At 62.7% G+C, this 19,374-nt stretch carries 17 protein-coding genes and 1 tRNA gene; 7 read left to right on the top strand and 11 right to left on the bottom strand.

Features of this window, described 5'->3' with window-relative positions; all coding sequences use genetic code 11:
* Positions 1-140: 140 nt before the first annotated feature.
* Positions 141-1,733: a DHA2 family efflux MFS transporter permease subunit gene (locus tag NKH80_RS13830; protein ID WP_502900948.1), complete on the bottom strand. Its 1,593-nt coding sequence runs from the start codon at positions 1,731-1,733 to the stop codon at positions 141-143.
* Between the two features lie 22 nt (positions 1,734-1,755).
* Positions 1,756-2,934, bottom strand: a complete 1,179-nt coding sequence (locus tag NKH80_RS13825) for an HlyD family secretion protein (RefSeq protein WP_254815892.1) — start codon at positions 2,932-2,934, stop codon at positions 1,756-1,758.
* A 143-nt stretch (positions 2,935-3,077) separates the two neighbouring features.
* On the opposite strand from NKH80_RS13825, the gene NKH80_RS13820 reads away from it, so the two are divergent.
* The gene (locus NKH80_RS13820; RefSeq protein ID WP_352991992.1) at positions 3,078-3,827 is read left to right on the top strand and encodes a TetR/AcrR family transcriptional regulator; all 750 of its coding nucleotides are present in this window, start codon (positions 3,078-3,080) and stop codon (positions 3,825-3,827) included.
* Positions 3,828-3,848: 21 nt separating this feature from the next.
* On the opposite strand, the gene yihA is transcribed toward NKH80_RS13820, so the two are convergent.
* The 5 genes from yihA to rpmH all read right to left on the bottom strand — a co-directional run bounded on the left by yihA (position 3,849) and on the right by rpmH (position 7,636).
* Positions 3,849-4,508, bottom strand: coding sequence for a ribosome biogenesis GTP-binding protein YihA/YsxC (gene yihA, locus NKH80_RS13815; RefSeq protein WP_352472343.1), 660 nt, complete (start codon positions 4,506-4,508; stop codon positions 3,849-3,851).
* Positions 4,505-5,143, bottom strand: coding sequence for a CatB-related O-acetyltransferase (locus NKH80_RS13810; protein WP_254815894.1), 639 nt, complete (start codon positions 5,141-5,143; stop codon positions 4,505-4,507). The genes yihA and NKH80_RS13810 overlap by 4 nt, the downstream gene beginning before the upstream one ends.
* Before the next feature lie 144 nt (positions 5,144-5,287).
* Complete coding sequence (gene yidC, locus NKH80_RS13805) at positions 5,288-7,111, bottom strand: membrane protein insertase YidC (RefSeq protein WP_352991990.1); 1,824 nt, start codon at positions 7,109-7,111, stop codon at positions 5,288-5,290.
* 13 nt (positions 7,112-7,124) lie between these two features.
* Complete coding sequence (gene rnpA, locus NKH80_RS13800; RefSeq protein WP_352452998.1) at positions 7,125-7,478, bottom strand: ribonuclease P protein component; 354 nt, start codon at positions 7,476-7,478, stop codon at positions 7,125-7,127.
* Between the two features lie 23 nt (positions 7,479-7,501).
* Entirely contained in the window at positions 7,502-7,636 is a 135-nt protein-coding gene (gene rpmH, locus NKH80_RS13795) for a 50S ribosomal protein L34 (RefSeq protein WP_008833937.1), read from the bottom strand.
* 334 nt (positions 7,637-7,970) lie between these two features.
* On the opposite strand from rpmH, the gene NKH80_RS13790 reads away from it, so the two are divergent.
* Together NKH80_RS13790 and NKH80_RS13785 are read left to right on the top strand one after the other, a co-directional pair.
* Positions 7,971-9,458, top strand: a complete 1,488-nt coding sequence (locus NKH80_RS13790; protein ID WP_352700990.1) for an ATP-binding protein — start codon at positions 7,971-7,973, stop codon at positions 9,456-9,458.
* A gap of 324 nt (positions 9,459-9,782) precedes the next feature.
* Positions 9,783-9,859: transfer RNA gene (locus NKH80_RS13785), tRNA-Arg, on the top strand.
* 564 nt (positions 9,860-10,423) lie between these two features.
* On the opposite strand, the gene NKH80_RS13780 is transcribed toward NKH80_RS13785, so the two are convergent.
* Positions 10,424-11,566, bottom strand: a complete 1,143-nt coding sequence (locus NKH80_RS13780) for an alpha-hydroxy acid oxidase (RefSeq protein WP_352991987.1) — start codon at positions 11,564-11,566, stop codon at positions 10,424-10,426.
* Between the two features lie 62 nt (positions 11,567-11,628).
* On the bottom strand, positions 11,629-12,657 hold the full coding sequence (locus NKH80_RS13775) for a LacI family DNA-binding transcriptional regulator (protein WP_502900950.1): 1,029 nt from the start codon (positions 12,655-12,657) through the stop codon (positions 11,629-11,631).
* Between the two features lie 541 nt (positions 12,658-13,198).
* On the opposite strand from NKH80_RS13775, the gene NKH80_RS13770 reads away from it, so the two are divergent.
* The 4 genes from NKH80_RS13770 to NKH80_RS13755 all read left to right on the top strand — a co-directional run bounded on the left by NKH80_RS13770 (position 13,199) and on the right by NKH80_RS13755 (position 17,519).
* On the top strand, positions 13,199-14,161 hold the full coding sequence (locus NKH80_RS13770) for a sugar-binding protein (protein ID WP_352991983.1): 963 nt from the start codon (positions 13,199-13,201) through the stop codon (positions 14,159-14,161).
* A 112-nt stretch (positions 14,162-14,273) separates the two neighbouring features.
* Entirely contained in the window at positions 14,274-15,818 is a 1,545-nt protein-coding gene (locus tag NKH80_RS13765) for a sugar ABC transporter ATP-binding protein (RefSeq protein WP_352991981.1), read from the top strand.
* A 23-nt stretch (positions 15,819-15,841) separates the two neighbouring features.
* Entirely contained in the window at positions 15,842-16,837 is a 996-nt protein-coding gene (locus NKH80_RS13760) for an ABC transporter permease (RefSeq protein WP_352490501.1), read from the top strand.
* Positions 16,838-16,988: 151 nt separating this feature from the next.
* On the top strand, positions 16,989-17,519 hold the full coding sequence (locus NKH80_RS13755; protein ID WP_352800813.1) for a DUF2231 domain-containing protein: 531 nt from the start codon (positions 16,989-16,991) through the stop codon (positions 17,517-17,519).
* Between the two features lie 81 nt (positions 17,520-17,600).
* Here NKH80_RS13755 and phnN read toward each other — a convergent pair whose 3' ends face one another.
* A complete protein-coding gene (gene phnN, locus NKH80_RS13750) occupies positions 17,601-18,230 on the bottom strand; it encodes a phosphonate metabolism protein/1,5-bisphosphokinase (PRPP-forming) PhnN (protein ID WP_352991978.1) in 630 nt (209 codons plus the stop codon).
* Positions 18,227-19,366, bottom strand: coding sequence for an alpha-D-ribose 1-methylphosphonate 5-triphosphate diphosphatase (locus tag NKH80_RS13745; protein WP_352477064.1), 1,140 nt, complete (start codon positions 19,364-19,366; stop codon positions 18,227-18,229). The genes phnN and NKH80_RS13745 overlap by 4 nt, the downstream gene beginning before the upstream one ends.
* Between the last annotated feature and the right edge of the window lie 8 nt (positions 19,367-19,374).

The following is a 19,374-nucleotide window of genomic DNA, read 5'->3' as shown; positions in this document are numbered from 1 at the left end:
AATCCGATGCTCAAACAAAAAGTTGGAGCGGTGGAGTGTCCGCCGCTCCAAGACTTCGTAATGGTTGATTTTGCGCATGACCCCGAAAATCGCTTTTCGGGGTCATGCGCGAGGGCGCCAGGCGGGGGATCCAGCGCGCCTCAATGGCCTCCGCCACCGCCGCCCTGAGCGGCTGGCTTGCGGATCACCAGGGTGAAGAGCCCGAGCGTCGCGAACAAAACCGTCAGCATGAAGAATACGTCCATGAACGACAGCAGCGACGCCTGCTGCTGGACCATGCCTGACAGTTTGGAGATGGCCGCCTTGGAGGCGTCGAGCCCGGCGGTCTGCTCGAAGTTGAGCGTCATGTTCTGCAGCTTCTGCTGCGCAGCGGCACTTCCCCATTGCACGTGCTCGGAGAGCCTGGCGTAGTGGAAGGCATTGCGGTCGATCAGCACGGTGTTGATGACGGCCAGGCCGACGGCGCCGCCGAGATTGCGGGTCAGGTTGAACAGGCCAGACGCATTCTTCAGCCGCTCCGGCGGCAAGGTTCCGAGCGCAATGTTGTTGATCGGCACCATGCACAGCATCATCGAGCAGCCCCGCAGGATCTGCGGGATCAGCAGTTCATAGAAATCCCAGTCGGCGGTGAGATGCGTCATCCACCAGGTTCCCGTGGCGAAACCGAAGAAGCCGATCATCATCATGATGCGCGGGTCCATCTTGTTCGACAGGATGCCGGAGATCGGCGCGGTGAAGAACATGGCCAGGCCGCTGACGAACAGCGCCTCGCCGATCATCATCGAATCGTAGCCGCGGATGCGCCCCAGGAACACGGGATAAAGATAGGTCAGACCGTAGAGGCCGATGCCGACCACGAAGGAGAACAGCGAGCCGAACGCAAAATTGATATTGCTGAAAGCCCTCAGATCGACAATCGGCTCCTCGGCGGTGAACACGCGCCAGAAGAACAGCACCGCGCCGAGGGTCATGATGACGGCGCAGACGAACACCGCCTGATCCTGCAGCCAGTCGTTGTTGGGACCTTCCTCCAGCACATATTCCATACAGCCCAGGAAGGCGGCCATGCCGGCAAGCCCCCACCAGTCGAACTTGCTGAACAGCTTGAGATTGGGTTTGTCGAAGTCGATCAGCGACCAGGCGGCCGTCGTCACCAGAATGCCGGGCACGACGTTGACCAGGAACAGCCAGTGCCAGGACATGGCATGGCTGATATAGCCGCCGACGGTCGGGCCGATGGTCGGCGCCAGCGTCGCCACCAGGCCGATCATCGGCGAGACGACGGCGCGGCGGGACGGCGGGAAGATGGTGAAGGCGGCTGCAAAGACGCTCGGGATCATGCCGCCGCCGATGAAGCCCTGCACGGCGCGGTAAACAATCATCTGGTCGATATTGGTTGCGGTTGCCGCGAGCGCGCTGGCCGCGGTGAAGCCCGCCGCCGAGATTGTGAACAGCACGCGCGTCGACAGCATCCGGCTGAGGAAGCCGGACAGCGGGATCATCACGACCTCGGCAATCAGATAGGCCGTCTGCACCCACGGGATCTCGTCCGAGCTGGCGCTCAAGCCCGCCTGGATCTCGGCCAGCGAGGCTGAGACGATCTGGATGTCCAGGATCGCCATGAACATGCCGAACACCATCGCCAGGAAGGCGATGACGCGGCGGATCGGCATGTGATCTGTCTGGGCCGGAATGGCCGACACCGATCCGGCGGTAATGGTTGCGGTCGCCATGACCCTTGCTCCCGGTTCCGCTTTACTTTGATGCCGAAGGCGCCGTGCGGCTGTCGACGGCGACGACGACGCTCAGGCCGGCGCGCAGTTTGCCCGTCTTCAGCACATCCGCGGGCACGTCGATGCGAACCGGAACGCGCTGCACCACCTTGGTGAAATTGCCTGTGGCGTTCTCCGGCGGCAGCAGCGAGAACACTGCTCCCGAAGCCGGCGCCAGCGACGACACGGTACCCTCGAAGTCCTGGCCATCGATCGCGTCGACCGACACCCTGACCTTTTCACCAGGCACCAGCCGGGCAAGTTGCGTCTCCTTGAAATTGGCGACGATGTAGAGCTTGTCCATTGGCACGATGACGGCGAGCTTCTGTCCGGGGCTGATCAGGTCGCCCTGCTCGACCGAGCGGTTGCCGACCACGCCGTCATAGGGTGCGCGCAGTACGGTGAAGGACAGATCCCGCACCGCCTTGTCGTGGGCAAGCTGCAGCGAGGCCAGCGTACTGGCCGATTCCGCCCGCTGCGCCTCGAGCACGCCGATATTGGCCTGAGCCGCCGCGATCTGCGCGTCGGCGCCGGCTAGTGCGGCATTGGCTTGCTCGACCGCCGTCTGGGCATCGTCCAACTGGGCCTGAGTACCGACGCGGGTCTTGAGCAACTGGGCGGCGCGGACCTGAACCCGCTTCGCATTGTCTGCCGCGGCCTGGTCGGCGGTCTTCTGCGCCTGCGCCTGCTTGAGCGAGGCGCGGGCCGCTTCGGTCTGGGCATCGATGCGGTCGAGCGTCTTGCTCAACGTGGCGATCTGCGCCTCGGCCTGGGCAACGGCTATCTTGTAGTCACCGTCATCGACGATCAGCAGCGGGTCGCCGGCCTTCACCTGCTGGTTCTCAGTCACTTTGACCTGATCGACATAGCCTGAGATTTTTGGCGAGATGAACGCCGTGTCGGCCTGGACATAGGCGTCGTCGGTCGAGATCATGAAGCGCCCGTCGGTCCAGTAATCGTAGCCATACCATGCGCCGGCGCCCAGCAGGGCCAGGCCGATGATGGGCAACAACATCGAGCGCATCGGGCGCTTCTTTTTGGCGGGAGCCAGCGGGGTGATGTCGGCGGGCTTGAGAGGGGCTTCCGGCGCTTCGATCGCAGGCTGGACCTTGGCGCTGGGGAAAGGGCGGACTTCGGCACTGGTAGGCGCGTTCGAGGACATGATATCTCTCTAAATTAACTGGCGCTGAATGTTGTCAGACTGAACCGTTCGGTTCGATCTCGACGTTGACTTAGCGCTTAAACAGGCCCATATCAAGAGCAATCGAACCGGATGGTTCGAATTATTTTACGAGGTGTGACATTATGGCCGAAGCCCCCAAGGCCGCTCCTTTGTCTGATTCAGGCCCATTGTCCAGCGCTGGCAAGGAGCAGTGCGATCTGCTGGACAGTCTGCCGCGCGGCCGCCCGGCCGCGGGGCAAGACCCGGTCAAGCGCAGCCAGATAATCGAGGGTGCGCGCCGTGTCTTCATCGAGAAGGGCTTCGAAGCCGCGTCGATGAACGACATTACGCGCGAGGCCGGCGTGTCCAAGGGCACGATCTATGTCTACTTCGCCAACAAGGAAGAGCTGTTCGAAGCGCTGATCGAGGAAGAACGCGGCACGATCTTCAAGAACATGTATGAGGTGCTCGACCAGATCGGCGACCTTCGCCAGACGCTGGTGAAGTTCGGCATCGTGCTATCCATGAAGATCACTTCGGCGAGGGTCATCCTGGCGCAACGGACGGTGATCGGTGCGTCGGAACGGATTCCGGAGCTTGGTGCGCGATTTTACGAACGCGGGCCGAAGCGCGGCCATGACAGGGTTGTCGTTTTCCTCAACATGGCTATCGAACGCGGTCTGCTGAAGATCGACGACGTCGAGCTTGCCGCCTATCAGTTCACCGAGCTGTGCCTGGCCGGTCTTTTCCGCCAGTGCATATTCGCCTATCGCACCAAGGCGCCAAGTGTGGCCGAGATCGAACATATCGTCAGGTCGGGCGTCGACGTGTTCCTGAAGGCCTACGGCACCGAACAGCTTGCGGAGCAGGAACGGGCCTCCAGCCCCGCCTGACCGGGTATCGGACTCAGTGGCCTAACCGCCGTTGGCGGCGAGCACGATCGCCGCACGCAGTTCCTCGAGGCCTTCGCTCTTTTCCGACGACGTGGCGAGCACGAAGGGAAATGCCGCCGGGCGTTTCTTGATCTTCTGGAGCGTTTCCTCGACCAGTCGCGGTACCCCCGCCGCCTTGATCTTGTCGGTCTTGGTCAGCACGATCTGATACGACACCGCCGCCTTGTCGAGCAGCGACAGCACCTCGTCGTCCTTGGCCTTGATGCCATGGCGGGCATCGATCAGCACGTAGACGCGCTTCAGCGTCACCCGGCCCTTCAGATAGTCGAACACGAGCTTCGTCCACTCGTCGACCTTTTCCTTCGGCGCCGTGGCGTAGCCATAGCCCGGCATGTCGACCAGGGCCATCGGCGGCAGGTCGGCGCCTTCTCCCGAAAATCCGCCCGGCACGAAATAGTTGAGTTCTTGCGTGCGGCCCGGTGTGTTGGAGGTGCGCGCCAGCCCCTTCTGGTTGACCAGCGCGTTGATCAGCGACGATTTGCCGACGTTGGAGCGGCCGGCAAAGGCGATCTCGGGCGGACCCTCCGGCGGCAGGAATTTCATCGCCGGCACGCCGCGGATGAATATCCAGGCTCGCGTGAACAATTCGATGCCGATCGTGGTCTTGTTCAACGCGTTCAAACCGCTGCCTCCAGAAGAAAAATGTTGCTGCCACGAATGGCATCGAGATTGCGGCTGATCTTTTCCACCGGCCAGTGCCACCACGCCAGCGCCAGCAGCCGCCGGATGGTCCTGTCGTCGAAGCGCATCTTCACCACCTTGGCCGGATTGCCGGCGACGATCGCATAGGCCGGCACATCGTGCGTCACCACCGACTTTGCCGCGACAATGGCGCCGTCGCCGATCTTCACGCCCGGCAGCATCACCGCTTCCATGCCGATCCAGACGTCGTGGCCGACGATTGTGTCGCCACGCACCTCCTTCGACCATGTCGCCGGGTCGAAGCCTTCCTCCCAGCCGTGACCGAAGATGTTGAACGGATAGGTCGAAAAGCCGGACATGGCGTGATTGGCGCCGTTCATGATGAAGCGCGCGCCTTCGGCAATGGCGCAGAACTTGCCGATGATCAGCCTGTCGCCGATGAACGGATAATGATGCAGCACGCATTTTTCGGCGAATTTGTCGGGCCCGTCAGGATCGTCATAGTAGGTGAAATCGCCGATCTCGATGTTCGGCGCCGTCACCAGCGGTTTCAGAAAGCCGACGCGCGTGTGCAACGGGATCGGATGCTTGATCGATGGATTGGGTCCGGTCATATCGAGCTCCGTCGGGCAACTGCCAGCCAGGTCAAAATAGCGCGATCCGCCCGGCCGTACCAATCGCTTAATCCAGACCGCCAGCCTGTACAAAAAGCCCCGGACGAACCGGGGCTTTCTGGTTTCGCATCATCGGAGCGCCGGCTATTCCGCCGGCGACGGTTTCTTGCGGAACAGCGCGACCAGATTGTCCCACAATTCGATCTTGGCGCCCTGCCGCTTCATGATCACGCCCTGCTGCAGGATCGATAGCGTGTTGTTCCAGGCCCAGTAGATAACGAGACCGGCCGGAAAACCCGCCATCATGAAGGTGAAGATCACGGGCATCCAGGTGAAGATCGCTGCCTGCGTCGGGTCCGGCGGCGTCGGGTTCATGCGCATCTGCAGGAACATCGTCACGCCCATGATCAGTGGCCAGACGCCGATCATCAACATGTGCGGCAAGGTGATCGGGATCAGCCCGAACAGGTTGAAGATCGATGTCGGGTCCGGCGCCGCCAGATCCTGGATCCAGCCGAAGAACGGCGCGTGCCGCATCTCGATGGTGATGTAGAGCACCTTGTAGAGCGAGAAGAAGACCGGGATCTGCAACGCCACCGGCCAGCAGCCGGCGAGCGGATTGATCTTCTCGGTCTTGTACAGCTCCATCATCGCCTGCTGCTGCTTCATCTTGTCGTCCGCGTATTTCTCGCGGATCTCGAGCATCTTGGGCTGCACCTTCTTCATGTTCGCCATCGACGCATAGGACTTGTTGGCGAGCGGGAAGAACAGCGCCTTGACGATGACGGTGGTGGCGAGGATCGCCAGACCGAAATTGCCGAAGAATTTGTAAAGCGTGTCGATCAGCCAGAACATCGGCTTGGTGATGAAATAGAACCAGCCCCAGTCGATCAGCAGGTCGAACTGGCGAATATGACGGTCCTTTTCATAGGCGTTGATCGTCGAAACTTCCTTAGCGCCGGCGAATATCTCCGACTCCACGGTCGTCGATTGCCCGGGAGCGATTGTGACGGGATCGGACAGGAAATCGGACTGGTAGCTATGCGGGTGGGGTCCGCTTTTGAACTCGAAATAAGAGAATTTGGCCTGAAATTCGCGGCCGCTCGGCGGCACCAGGGTCACCGCCCAGTATTTATCCGTGATGCCGAGCCAGCCGTCGCTCGACTTGCCTGGTTTGTACTCCTTGTCCGATTCGACGCTGGAGTATTTGTATTCCTGCAGGCCCTCGCTTCCGGTAACGCCGATCAGGCCCTCGTGCAGCACATAGGTGCTGGCGATAGCCGGCTTGTCGAAGCGGGTGACGCGGCCATAGTTCGACAACGTCGCGGGTGCCGAGCCGCCGTTCTGGACCGTGTCGGACACGGTGAACATATATTGGCTGTCGACCGAGAAGGTGCGCTTGAAAACAAGGCCCTTGTCGTTGGTGAAGGTCAGCGTGACCGGCGTCGCTGGTGTCAGCGTCGCATTGCCGTCGGTCTGCCAGACCGTGTCGGGGCCGGGCAGCCTGCCCACATCCGGCGTGCCGGAAAAGCCGATCTCGGCGAAATAGCCGTTTGGCAGGGACGCCGGGTTGAGCAACGCGATCTCGGGCGAGGTCTTGTCGACCGTCTCCCTGTAATGCTTGAGCCGGAGATCGTCGAGGCGCGCGCCGGTGAGGTTGATCGAGCCTTCGAGGCTCGGCGTGTCGATCTTGACGCGCTTGGTCGAAGCAATCGCCTGCTCGCGGCCGGCCGGCGTCACCGCGTCGCCGCCGGGCGCGCTCGGAATGGCGCCCGGCTGCACCGGTGTTTCGCTGGCGCCCGGACTGGTGCCTTGGGCTGCCTTCTTCTGCTCCGCCACGCGCTGTTCTTCGATGCGGGCGGCTTCGCGCTGCATCTCGCTGCGCGGCATCACATAGAAATATTGCCAAAGCGCCAGGATCAGCACCGACAGTGCGATGGTGATGAAGAAGTTGCGGTTGTTTTCCATCGAAGCCCTTGGCCTATCGTGTTCCACGCAATCTGCGGGAGAGTTCGGCCTTCAACTGGCCGAACGGAGTCGTAAGCACGTCTTCGCGCCCGACGATGACATAATCATTGCCCGGCGCCATGTCATCCGCGGCATGCGTGCGCACGGCCTCTCTCAGCCGCCGCCGGATGCGGTTGCGAACGACGGCGTTGCCGACCTTCCTGGTGACGGTATAGCCGACACGCGGCGCCTCGCCGTCGCCGCGGCCCAGGACTTCGACGAGGAAAAGCCGCCCGCGGCGCTTTTCGCCACGGCGGACGGCCAGGAATTCCGCGCGCTTCAGAAGCCGCTTGGGATGGGCACCCGTTGGCTTGCCGGTTGCGGGCAACGATTTTGTCTCTCGCTCGGTGCTCAGGCGCTGAGACGCTTGCGGCCGCGGTTGCGGCGGGCTGCGACGACGCCGCGGCCACCCTTGGTGGCCATGCGGGCACGGAAGCCGTGCCTGCGTTTGCGAACGAGTTTGGACGGCTGGTAAGTACGCTTCATTTGTTTAAATACCGCGGGGTGCGGCCCTTCTTGATTCTGTCACTTTGTAACAGGAGCTTTGCCGGGCCGGTTTTGGCGCGATCGAAACCGCGCCGGGACGAATGGCCCGAGCGTGAGCGGGCTTATAGAAAGAAGGGTTTTGGAAGTCAATCCAGCCTGTCGGGCCGGCGTTGTCGGACTGGCAGGGAAGTCCTTGCGGCCTCTTTCCGGCTTCGACCAAGGATGAATTTGGCAAAAAAGCCGCAATCGCCTAATCTTGCCCGATCAAGCGATCGTGAAGACGAGCAGTCCTTAAGACAAGCAGCCGTGATGACAGGCAGCCGTGACGACGAGCATGAGTGAAGTCCCAGCAACCGACGAAAGCATCGCCCGGGCGAAGGCCGCCACCCGCAGGGTGCCGCTGGCGCGCGGCCTGTCGACGAAGCTGTTGCTGCTTACCATCGTCTTCGTGCTCTTGGCCGAAATCCTCATCTTCGTGCCCTGGATCGCCAGCTACAGGCTGAGCTGGCTGAAGGAGAGGCTGAGCACCGCCGCCGCGGTTTCCATCGTCCTGGTGCAGGGCGAACCTGCCTCGCTGTCGCGTGCCGCCCAGAACGACGTACTGATGGCGATCGGCGCCAAGGCGATCGCCGTGCGCGACGGCGGCGTCTCGCGGCTTCTGGTCGTGGCCGAAATGCCGCCGCAGGTCGACGAGCATATCGATATCGCCAATGTCGGCATGATCAAGGGCATGACCGGCGCGCTGGACACGCTGTTCTTCGGCGGCAACCGCATGCTGCGCGTTTTCGGGCCGGTCGGCGACAGCGACAAGGAATTCGAGCTGATCATGCCCGACCACCGCCTGCGCAATGCCATGCTGATCTATTCGCGCAACGTCGCCTTCGTCTCGCTGCTGATCTCGCTGTTCACCGCCATGCTGGTCTATGCCGCGATAGACCTGATCATGATCGGCCCGATCAGGACGATGACACGCTCGATGCTGTCCTTTTCCGAGGCGCCCGACGATCCCGGCCGCATCATTCACCCCGCCGCACGGGCCGACGAGATCGGCGTCGCCGAACGCGAACTGTCGCAGATGCAGGAGCGGCTGCAGAAGATGCTGACCGAGCAGAAGCACCTGGCCGATCTCGGCCTGGCCGTGTCGAAGATCAACCACGACATGCGCAACATTCTCGCCTCGGCGCAGCTGATGTCGGACCGCCTGCGCCAGGTCAAGGACCCGACCGTGCAGGCCTTCGCGCCAAAACTGCTGCGCGCGCTCGACCGTGCGGTGTCCTATTCGGAGGGCGTGCTGGCCTATGGCCGCACCCAGGAGCCGCCGCCGTCGCGCCGCAGGCTGCGGCTGCGCCAGCTGGTCGAAGACGTCCAGGGTCTGCTCGACATCGAATGCGGCATCGAATTCGTCAACGCCGTCGACCCGGTGCTCGAGGTCGATGCCGATTCCGACCAGCTGTTCCGCGTGCTCACCAATCTTAGCCGCAACGCCGTGCAGGCGATGGCGGCGGACACCGAGAGCGCCGTGGTGCGCCGCCTGACCATATCGGCCGAGCGCATCGGCAGCGTCAGCCGCATCGTCGTCACCGACACCGGCCCCGGCCTGCCGCCAAAGGCGCGGGAAAACCTGTTCGCGGCATTTCGCGGCTCGGCCCGCAGCGGCGGCACCGGCCTTGGCCTGGCGATCGCCCATGAATTGATCCGCGCCCATGGCGGCACGGTGGAGCTGGTCGAATCGATCGGCGGCCGCACCACATTCGCGGTCACCATTCCCGACCAGCCGGTCCGGCTCGACCAGGCCCGCAACGGGCTGCGCCGCCCGGCGTAACGAACCGTATCGTTACGGATCGTTTCAATTCGCGAAGCGTTGGTCCGAGACTACGAGCCATCGGCTCGGCCGCCGTGCAACGGCTCGTTTCGTTACGGACCGTTCCGATTGGCAAATGACCGATCCAAGACTACGACTTGTCGGCTCGGCCGCCGCGTGAAGCGGTCTTGCCTTCGCCGGCCGGCGCATGACGGCAAAGCATGACTGCAAAACTTTTGGCCAGGATCGGCTTGCTTTTCGCAAATTCAGTCGCTAGGGAACAGCTCACATCGCGGCCGGTCGCCAGGATCGGATCGCGGGGCTATGCCAAGCATGGCCTGTTGCGCGCCCGTAGCTCAGCTGGATAGAGCACCAGACTACGAATCTGGGGGTCAGGAGTTCGAATCTCTTCGGGCGCGCCATTAAACTCATGCCGACCCGGGAACATAGGTAACAGAATCTACCGCCGGTGGCCGTAAGGTCGCGAGGGGCTGAACGCCATCCCTGCCAAAAGAGCGGTGTCGGCTGAAGTTGGTCAGTCGGCCTGCTTAATCTCCGGACCTGGTTCAGTCGGCGGAACTGGCGTGCAATCTTGGCCGGTGCATTCCTGCACGGGATCTTGCGCCGGCGGGAGACAATTTTGGCCTTCACAATGAACGGGCGGCTGCGCTGTTGCGGCATTATTGTTCGGCGGCACAGGCCGATCCTCCGCGCGAACGGCCGGCATTCCAAGGTCGATCATGGCCGTGCACAAGAGCGCAATCCGAAGCAAATTCATTTTCGCCTCCGCACCTGACAGCGAGACGCAGACTATACCTTCGAACTGCGGCCAACATCCTGTCACTCCCGAACGGCGTTAACAGCGCGTTACACGCAGCGGCAGCTTGAGGGCGGACATACGGGTGCTGTTTCCGGCGAGCCGTCTTCGAAACGGGCGCCAGATCGGTATAGGTCTGCACTTCGAAATGCCGTGCTTCCCGGCTCCCTCACCTAAACCGCACATTTTCCCTGGAAAGCTCTGCCACCGACCTGCATCCCATCAGCCGCATGCCGCGTTCGATCTCGGTTCGCATCAAGCCGAGCGCCCGTTCGACACCGGCCTGTCCGGCGGCTGCCAACGGGAACAGATAATACCGCCCGACGCCGACGGCCTTGGCGCCCACCGACAGGGCTTTCAGCACATGTGTGCCGCGCTGGACGCCGCTGTCGATGATCACGTCTATCTTGTCGCCCACCGCGTCGACGATCTCGGACAGCTGGTCGAAGGGGCTGCGCGAGCCGTCCAACTGCCTGCCGCCATGATTTGACAGAACGATGCCGGTGCAGCCGATTTCGACGGCCTTTCTGGCATCGGCGACGCTCATGATCCCCTTCAGGCAGAACTGGCCGTTCCAGAAGCGGACCATGTCTTCGACGTCCTTCCAATCCAGCGACGGGTCGAGGATCTCCGTGAAATAGCGGCTGATGGAAAGCGCTCCGCCACCGAGATCGATATGGCCGTCCAACTGCGCCAGGCTGAACTTTTCGTGGGTCATATAGTCGATAGCCCATCTCGGCTTGATCGCGAACTGCATCATGCCGCCGAGCGTAAGCCGAAAGGGGATGGAAAAGCCGGTCCGCAGGTCACGCTCGCGGTTGCCGCCGGTGACGCTGTCGACCGTCAGCATCATCACCTCGACGCCGGACGCCTTGGCGCGCTCCATCATGGCGCGGTTCAGGCCGCGATCCCTGTGGAAATAGAACTGATAGACCTGTGGCGTCCTGTGCTGGCGCACTTCCTCCAGGCTGACCGTGCCGAGCGACGAGACGCCGAACATCGTGCCGAACTTCTCCGCCGCCGCGGCGACGGCGCGCTCGCCGCTATGGTGAAACAGCCGCTGGAGAGCCGTCGGCGAACAATAGACCGGCATCGCCAGCTTCTGGCCCATGACGGTGACCGACATGTCGACCTGTCCAACGCCGGCAAGGACGTTGGGGACGAGATCGCAGTCCTCGAAAGCCGCCGTGTTGCGCCGCAGCGTCGTCTCGTCGTCCGCGCCGCTATCGATATAGTTGAAGATCGGGCCTGGCAGGCGCTGTTTTGCCAGCCGGCGGAAGTCCTGAAAATTGTAGCAGTTTTGCAATCGCATGAAATCAATCGGGTATATGCCGGGCCTGATGTCAAGCCTGTGCCATTGTCGATCGCCGGCGCTCAGCCCGCCACAGCGCCAGCCGACTCCCGCTCCACCAGCGGGCATTCGAGCTTGGTTACGGGATAGCGGCTCCGGCCGCGACCGGGAGCAGCGGGGACTTCCAACTGCTCGATCGCCCATTGTCCCATCGCCATATGCGGCAGGATCGACGTCGTCAGCGGCGGGAACAGATGCCGCGCGATCTCCTCGTCGTCATAGCCGACCACCGAAATATCTCCGGGGATGTGCAGGCCGGCCTCCTTCAGCGCCTCGTAGCAGCCGATCGCGGTCCGGTCGTTCTGGCAGAAGATGGCGGTCGGCCGGTCCTTCAGCGCCAAGAGCTTGACGGTCGCGGCATAGCCGGCGCTCGCTGACCAATCGCCTTCGACGACCAGCGCCGGGTCGAACGGGATGTCGGCCGTCGCCAGCGCCCGGCGGTAACCTTTCAGCCGGTGCTGTGCCGCCTGCATCCAGGGCTCGCCGGTGATGGTGGCGATACGGCGATGGCCATAGCTGATCAGGTGCCGGGTCGAGCTCTGGCCGCCGGCGATCTCGCTCGGCACCACGGCGGGGAAGGCATAGTCGGCGGTGTAGCAGTTGAGCAGGATGACCGGAATGTCGAGGCCGTAGAGATAGTCCGGCGCGACGATCTCGCGGGTGAAGATGGTCATGTAGATCAGCGCCGAAATGCCCCGCTTGGTCAGTGCCGCGATGGCCCGGGGCTCCATCACCTCGTCGCCCATGGTCTGCGCCACCAACACTACATTGCCGGCGTTCCACGAGGCTTGCCGCGCCCCTTCAATGGCGACGACCGCCTCCGGGCTGGTCGCCAACTGGTCGACGGCGAAGCCGATCACGCCATCCAGCCCGTCGAATGCGGCAACCGGGGCTCGCAAGGCAGAAAACACCGGCGGCGAATAGCCCAGCGTTCGCGCGGTCTCGATCACCCGCTCTCGGGTTTGCTGCGACAGCCTGATGCCTGGCGTGTTGTTGAGCACGAACGAAACCGTCGCCTGCGAACAGCCGGCGACCCTGGCGATGTCGGTCATGGTGACGCGGCCCTTGGGGTTTTTCCCGGACGGCTTGCGCCGCCTGGTACCCTCAAGGACGGGATCACGCAGTGGTTCGTTCATGTCATTGGTCCCTCGAATCTCGCATTTATAGGGCGAAGCGCTACTAATAGATATAATCGACCTCTTAGGCGATGTAGTCCCCGGGTCAAAACGGTTGCGACTGGGGAGGCCTCTCTCCTTTGTTGCGAGAATCTCGACCAAACTAATACTCTTTACTAATATCCGGCATCCCTATAACGTCAATCCATCATGCCCGGACGATGTCGGACCGCGCATGTTCGGAACGCAAGCCAGCCTGGTATCGGACGGTTCCCGTCGGCCGAAGCTTGCCTGCTGCTCCGGGAAATGTCAGACAAATCGGACTATTTACGAACGGCGAATGAGTCTCTAAAGTCGACGATCGCGGCTGGAATGGCGTCGTTCTTCGCTGCCGGAAACCCTTGAGGAGGAGGGCGTCCAAGCCGTGCCGGCACGTTCATCATCAGCGAAAATTACTGAGTCAAATGGGAGGTTGAATATGAAATCTGTGATACGAAATGCGTCCGTCGCCGCCGCGGCCCTGCTGCTCGGCCTGTCCGCCAGCGCAATTGCGCGGGCCGACGACAAGCCGACACTGGCCTTCGTCGTCAACGGCGCTTCCGATTTCTGGAAGGCGGCGGAAGCCGGCGTCAAGAAGGCTCAAGGCGAACTGCCCAGCTACAAACTGGAACTCAAATATCCGGAGCAGTCCTCGGTCGCCATCCAGCAGCGCCTGATGGACGATCTGGTGACGGCCGGCGTGAAGGCGATCATGGTCTCGGCCGTCGATCCCAAGACGTCGACCGACGGGCTGAACAAGATCGCCTCGGAAACGGCGTTGTTCACCACCGACAGCGACGCGCCGCAGACCAAGCGTGTCGCCTATATCGGCTCGTCCAATGTCGATGCCGGCAAGCAGGCGGCAGAGATCGCCAAGAAGGCAATGCCTGACGGCGGCAAGTGCCTCGGCTTCGTCGGCCTGCTCGGCGCCGACAACGCCAAGGAGCGCATCCAGGGCATGAAGGAAGGTCTCGCCGGCACCAAGATCGAATTGGTCGACGTGCGTGGCGACGACATCGATCAGGCCCGCGCCAAGAAGAACGTCGAGGACGCGCTGGTCGCCAGCCCCGACGTCACCTGCATGGTCGGCTTCTATTCCTACAACACGCCGCGCATCTATGAAGCGCTGCGCGATGCCGGCAAGCTCGGCCAGATCACCGTCGTCGGCTTCGACGACGATCCGATCACGCTGGGCGGCGTCAAGGAAGGCACCGTCGCCGCCACCGTCGTGCAGCAGCCCTTCGAATGGGCCTATCAGGGCATGAAGCTGATGGCTGCCTATCTCGAGGGCGACAAGTCGGGCATTCCCGCCGATGGCCTGATCATCATCCCGACCAAGATCATCGGCAAGGACGATGTCGACGCCTACGCCGCCAGCCTCAAGGCGATGTCTGGAAACTGAGCGAATTAGATTGCGCCGGCTCAAGGTTCGCCTTGAGCCGGCGTTCTATTGACGGGCCTCGCGAGGCTCGTCAGTCTGAGACCAAACGGCTCACCGGCTGCTGTCAGGCGTGATGAATTATTCCGACCCATCCATCGTTGCATCTGCGGACGCTCCGTTCCTGAGCCTCGACGGTGTGCGCAAGACCTATCCCGGCGTCGTTGCGCTGGACGGATTCTCGATGGAGGTCAGGCCCGGCGAGGTCATTGGCCTGGTTGGCGAAAACGGCGCCGGCAAATCGACGCTGATGAAGATCCTCGGTGGCGTGACCAGGCCGGACACCGGCACCATCACCGTCGATGGCGTCGCCCATGACGGGCTGACTGTCGAGGCCAGCATCGGCTCGGGCATCGCTTTCGTCCACCAGGAACTCAACCTGTTCGAAAACCTCGACGTGGCCGCCAATATCTTCTTCGGCCGCGAACCGCTGCGCGCCGGGCCGCTCAAGCTCGTCGACCGCGCCAGGCTGCGAGCGCAGGCGGCGCCGCTGCTCAAACGCGTGGGCGCCAATTTCTCGGCCGATACGCCGGTGTCGGCGCTGTCGCTGGCGCAGCAGCAAATGGTTGAGATCGCCAAGGCGCTGTCGATCAAGGCACGGCTGGTTATCCTCGACGAACCGACGTCCAGCCTGCCGATCGCCGAAACCGACAAGCTGCTCGGTGTCATCAAGGCGCTGAAGGCAGACGGCATCGGTGTCATTTTCATCTCGCACCGCCTTCACGAGGTCGAGCGCGTCGCCGATCGCGTCGTCGTGCTCAGGGACGGAATGCTCGCCGGAACCTTGCCGAAGAGCGCCATCAATCACGACCAGATGGTCAAGCTGATGATCGGCCGCATGCTGAAGGAGCGCGAGAAGGCCGCAGAATCGGCGCGCCCGCCTGGCTCTGTCGCGCTGTCGGTCAAGGCCATTCGCACCGCCGCCTATCCTGACCGCCCCGTCGACCTCGACGTTAGGCATGGCGAGATCCTCGGCCTGGCCGGCCTCGTCGGCTCCGGCCGGACGGAACTGGCGCGCGTGCTGTTCGGCATCGACAGGAGCTTTGGCGGCTCGTTCCAGCTTGACGCAAAAGATCTGGTTCTTGGTTCGGCCGCCGACGCAGTGGCCAACGGTATCTTCCTCGTCCCGGAAGACCGCAAGCTGACTGGCATCCTGCTCGACTTGTCGATTGCCCAGAACATCTCGCTGCCCAATCTGCCGGCGCATTCGCGGCGCTCGCTGGTCTCGGCCAGCGCCGAGACCGCCACCGCCGAAAAACAGAAGACCGATCTCGGCATCAGGGCGCCCTCCGTGCAGACGCGCACCGGCACGCTGTCGGGCGGCAACCAGCAAAAGGTCGTGCTGGCCAAATGGCTGGCGATGAAGCCGAAGGTGATGATCCTCGATGAGCCGACGCGCGGTATCGATATAGGCGCCAAGGCCGAGATCTACGGGCTGATGCGGGCGCTGGCCGATGCCGGGGTCGCCGTGCTGATGATCTCCAGCGACATGGAGGAGGTGATCGGCGTTTCCGACCGCATTGCCGTCATGCATGAGGGCCAGATCTCCGGAATTCTCGACAAGGACCGGTTCAGCCAGGAAAACGTGCTGCTGCTGGCGGTCGGCAAGCAGCCGAAGTAATTCGCAGGCGTTGGGAGAAGACGATGAGCAAGAAAGATCTCGGCCTGCTGATCCTGATCCTGGTGGTCGGCGCGGTGGTGGCGATCATCAACCCGCGCTTCCTGCTGCCGATCAATCTCGCCAACACCTCGAATCTGATCGGGCTGTTCGGCATCCTGTCGATTGGCCAAGCCTTCGTCATCATCACCGGCGGCATCGAATTGTCGGTCGGCTCGGTGGTTGCGCTACTCGGTACGCTGTTCATCGATTTCATCGCCGTGCGGGAGATGGAGTGGCCTCTGGCCTTCGTGCTGATCATCGCGCTCGGCGCCATCATCGGCCTGATGCATGGCTGGCTGATCACCCGGCTGAAGTTGCAGCCGTTTGTCGTCACTCTCTGCGGCCTGCTGATCTATCGCGGCGTGGCGCGCTTCTACACTGCCGACGGCACCGCCGGCTTTGCCTTTGGGCAGAACTTCCCGGAACTCGAATTCCTGACGGCGGGGCGGTCCTGGGGCGTGCCGAACAGTTTCATCGCGCTGATCGTCATCGCCGTCGTCATGTGGGTGGTGCTGCACCGTTCGGTATTCGGGCGCTATCTCTACGCCATCGGCAAGAACGAAGAAGCGGCAAAATATTCCGGCATCCGCACCGGCCGCATCGTCATGGCCGCCTATGTCATCTGCGGCGTGCTGACGGCGCTGTCGGCTATCTATTTCGCCATGTACACACGCTCGATCTCGCCGGCGAGCCACGGCCAGTTCTACGAACTCTACGCCATCGCGGCAGCGGTGCTCGGCGGCTTCTCGCTGCGCGGCGGCGAAGGCTCGCTGATCGGCGTCCTGCTCGGCACGGTGCTGCTGCAGGAGCTGCAGAACCTCGTCAACCTGCTCGGCATCCCGTCCTCGCTCAACTTCGCCGTCATGGGCGGGGTGATCCTCATCGGCGTGCTGGTCGACCAGCAATGGGGCGTGTTCAGGGCGCGGCGGCGGATGCTGGAAGCTACCCGTAAGGGCGTGGCGGGTGCTGCCGCGGAATGATGCAAAAATAGCTGGATGAAATGCGCCGACTGCCATTAGCAGGCATCAAAAAGTCGGCCTGAGCTTCGCGACAGCAGTTCAGATTAATCTCCATTTGGAACGAAACCCGTATCGAAGCGTTTATTTAAGCTTTGCTATGCGGAGGCGTCCCATGCCCACGAATCCAGTAAGTACCGCAAAGGTCGGAACTCACCCTCTCCACCCGATGCTGATACCTTTTCCTGTCGCGTTTCTTGTCGGTGCCTTTGTCACCGACCTGGTTTTCTGGGGAACTGCCGATGCTTTCTGGGCACGGGCATCGATGTGGCTGATCGGGGCAGCCATCGTAATGGCCCTTCTCGCCGCGACAGCCGGTTTTATCGACTTCCTCAACGAGCCGCGCATTCGCGCCTTGTCGGACGCCTGGTATCACATGCTGGGCAACCTGACCGCGGTCGTTGTGGCACTGATCAATTTTTATCTTCGCTATGCCCAAGGCGCCGAAGCCGCGGTCCGCCCATGGGGTGTGCTCTTGTCGTTCATAGTGGTCTGCATACTGCTGTTCACCGGCTGGAAGGGCTGGGAAATGGTGTATCGCCATCACGTTGCAGTTCTGGATACACCGGCGGATGCGCCAGTGAAGCCTTCGACAACCACTGCCGCGGATACTCGTCACGCTGGTCGGGACCGGCACGCCGCATGAGGCCATAATCCCGAAAAGGGGATACCGGCTTCCAAAGATATTGGTTAGCGCCCATACCGAATGCACCGGATGGGCGCTACTTTAGATAACGCCCGACATGTCGGAGAAAGCCATGGCCTTGCGCAGCACCTCGGCGAAGCGCTCGCCGGCGGCTTCACGAGGACCGCTATTGTCGATCGAGGTGACACCCGGTCCGGACAGCGCCACATTGGCACTGCGCGCCAGCCGCGCTAGCACTTCGCCGCGCGACTCGCGACCGCGCAATGCCAGCCGCTCGGCCAGGATCTCCGGTGTAGCCGTGATCTCGACGATAGCCAGATTGGCGTAACGCTCCCGCAGCGCCGGAATGATCGCGCGCGAGACGTTGGCGATCGCGACACGGCCGTTGGAGACCGACCAGTCGACTTCGGCCGGGATGCCGTAGCGCAGGCCATGCGCCTCCCAGGAAATGGCGAAGGCCCCATCCGCTTCGGCCTCGACGAAGGCAGCATCGGCGAGCGTATCGTGATCCTCGGTGGCCGCATCGCTCGGCCGGGTGATCACCCGGCGCACGAACTCCAGCCGGCTCTCGCCGGCAAAGACCGCGCGCGCATAGCCGATCACCGTGTCCTTGCCGGCACCGCTCGGCCCGACGACGGCGACGAAGACACCGTCGCGGATCGGAAATCCCGCGGCGGACAATTCACGCTCGACCGATGCCGACACCATCATGCGACCCGGCGTCCCTGCCGCCAGACCGTGCGGACGACCGGGACATGGTCGTCGACGCGCACGCGAACCAGATCGGCGCGCCGGCCGGGCTCGATGACACCGCGATCGGTGAGGCCGACCGCCTCGGCCGGGTTCTTCGAAACCATGGCCACAGCCTGCGGCAGCGAGATACCTTCGACCACGTCGCCGAGGAAGAAGGCCGACTGGATCAGGCTGAACGGAATGTAGTCCGATGACAGTATATCGAGCAGGCCGTCGCCGGCCAGCGTGCGGGCCGAGACATTGCCCGAATGCGAAGCGCCGCGCATGACGTTCGGCGCGCCCATCAATACGCCGAGCCCTGCCTTTTTCGAAGCCCTTGCTGCCTCCTCGGTGGTCGGGAACTCGGCGACGCGCACACCTTGCTCGATCGCTTCGTCGACATGGCCGACGGTCGCGTCGTCATGGCTGGCGAGCACGATGCCGCGCTCATGACAAGCCGCGGCGATGAAGCTGCGGTTCGGGCTCGAGTTCCTCGCCGATTCAGCCATCCGCTTTTCGCAGAATTTCTGGAAATCGCGATCCGTAAGCTTCAGCTTGCGCTGATAGTAGTAGGCGTAGGTCTCGAGATCGACGAATTGCCGCTGTCCCGGCGCATGGTCCATCAGCGACGCCAGCCTGACCCGCTCGTCACCGTCGAAATTGGCGAAGGCTGGAAGGCAGTCCGGCGCCGAAACCTCGCAGCGCAGATGGATGAAATGGTCGGCCCTGAGCCGGTCCTGCTGGACACTGTCCTCGATCGCGTCGGCCAGCTTGCGTATGTCGGCAGCCGTCAGGTCCGCATCCTCGTCCATGCCGACGCGCAAGGCGTCGAGCACGGTGGTGATGCCGGCGGTCGCCACCTGCGCGTCATGGGCGAGCACCGCGGCGATCGGGTTCCAGCGCACTTTCGGCCGTGGCGCGTAATGGCCTTCGAGATGATCGGTGTGGAGTTCGACCAGGCCAGGGATGATGAAGTCGCCGCCCATGTCCTCGCCGGTTCGGCCAGCGCCGGGAGCAATGTCGGCTATCACGCCGTCGCGCAGCACGATCGACCCTTGGACGATCTGGTCGGCGAGCACGATCCGGGCGTTGTCAAGAACAGTCTCGGCGGTCATTTCAAGCA

The organism is Mesorhizobium sp. M0904 (genome assembly GCF_040319475.1).
GTDB lineage: Bacteria > Pseudomonadota > Alphaproteobacteria > Rhizobiales > Rhizobiaceae > Mesorhizobium.
The sequence above is the reverse complement of the archived record's forward strand: the minus strand, read 5'-3'. Positions and strand labels throughout refer to the sequence as shown.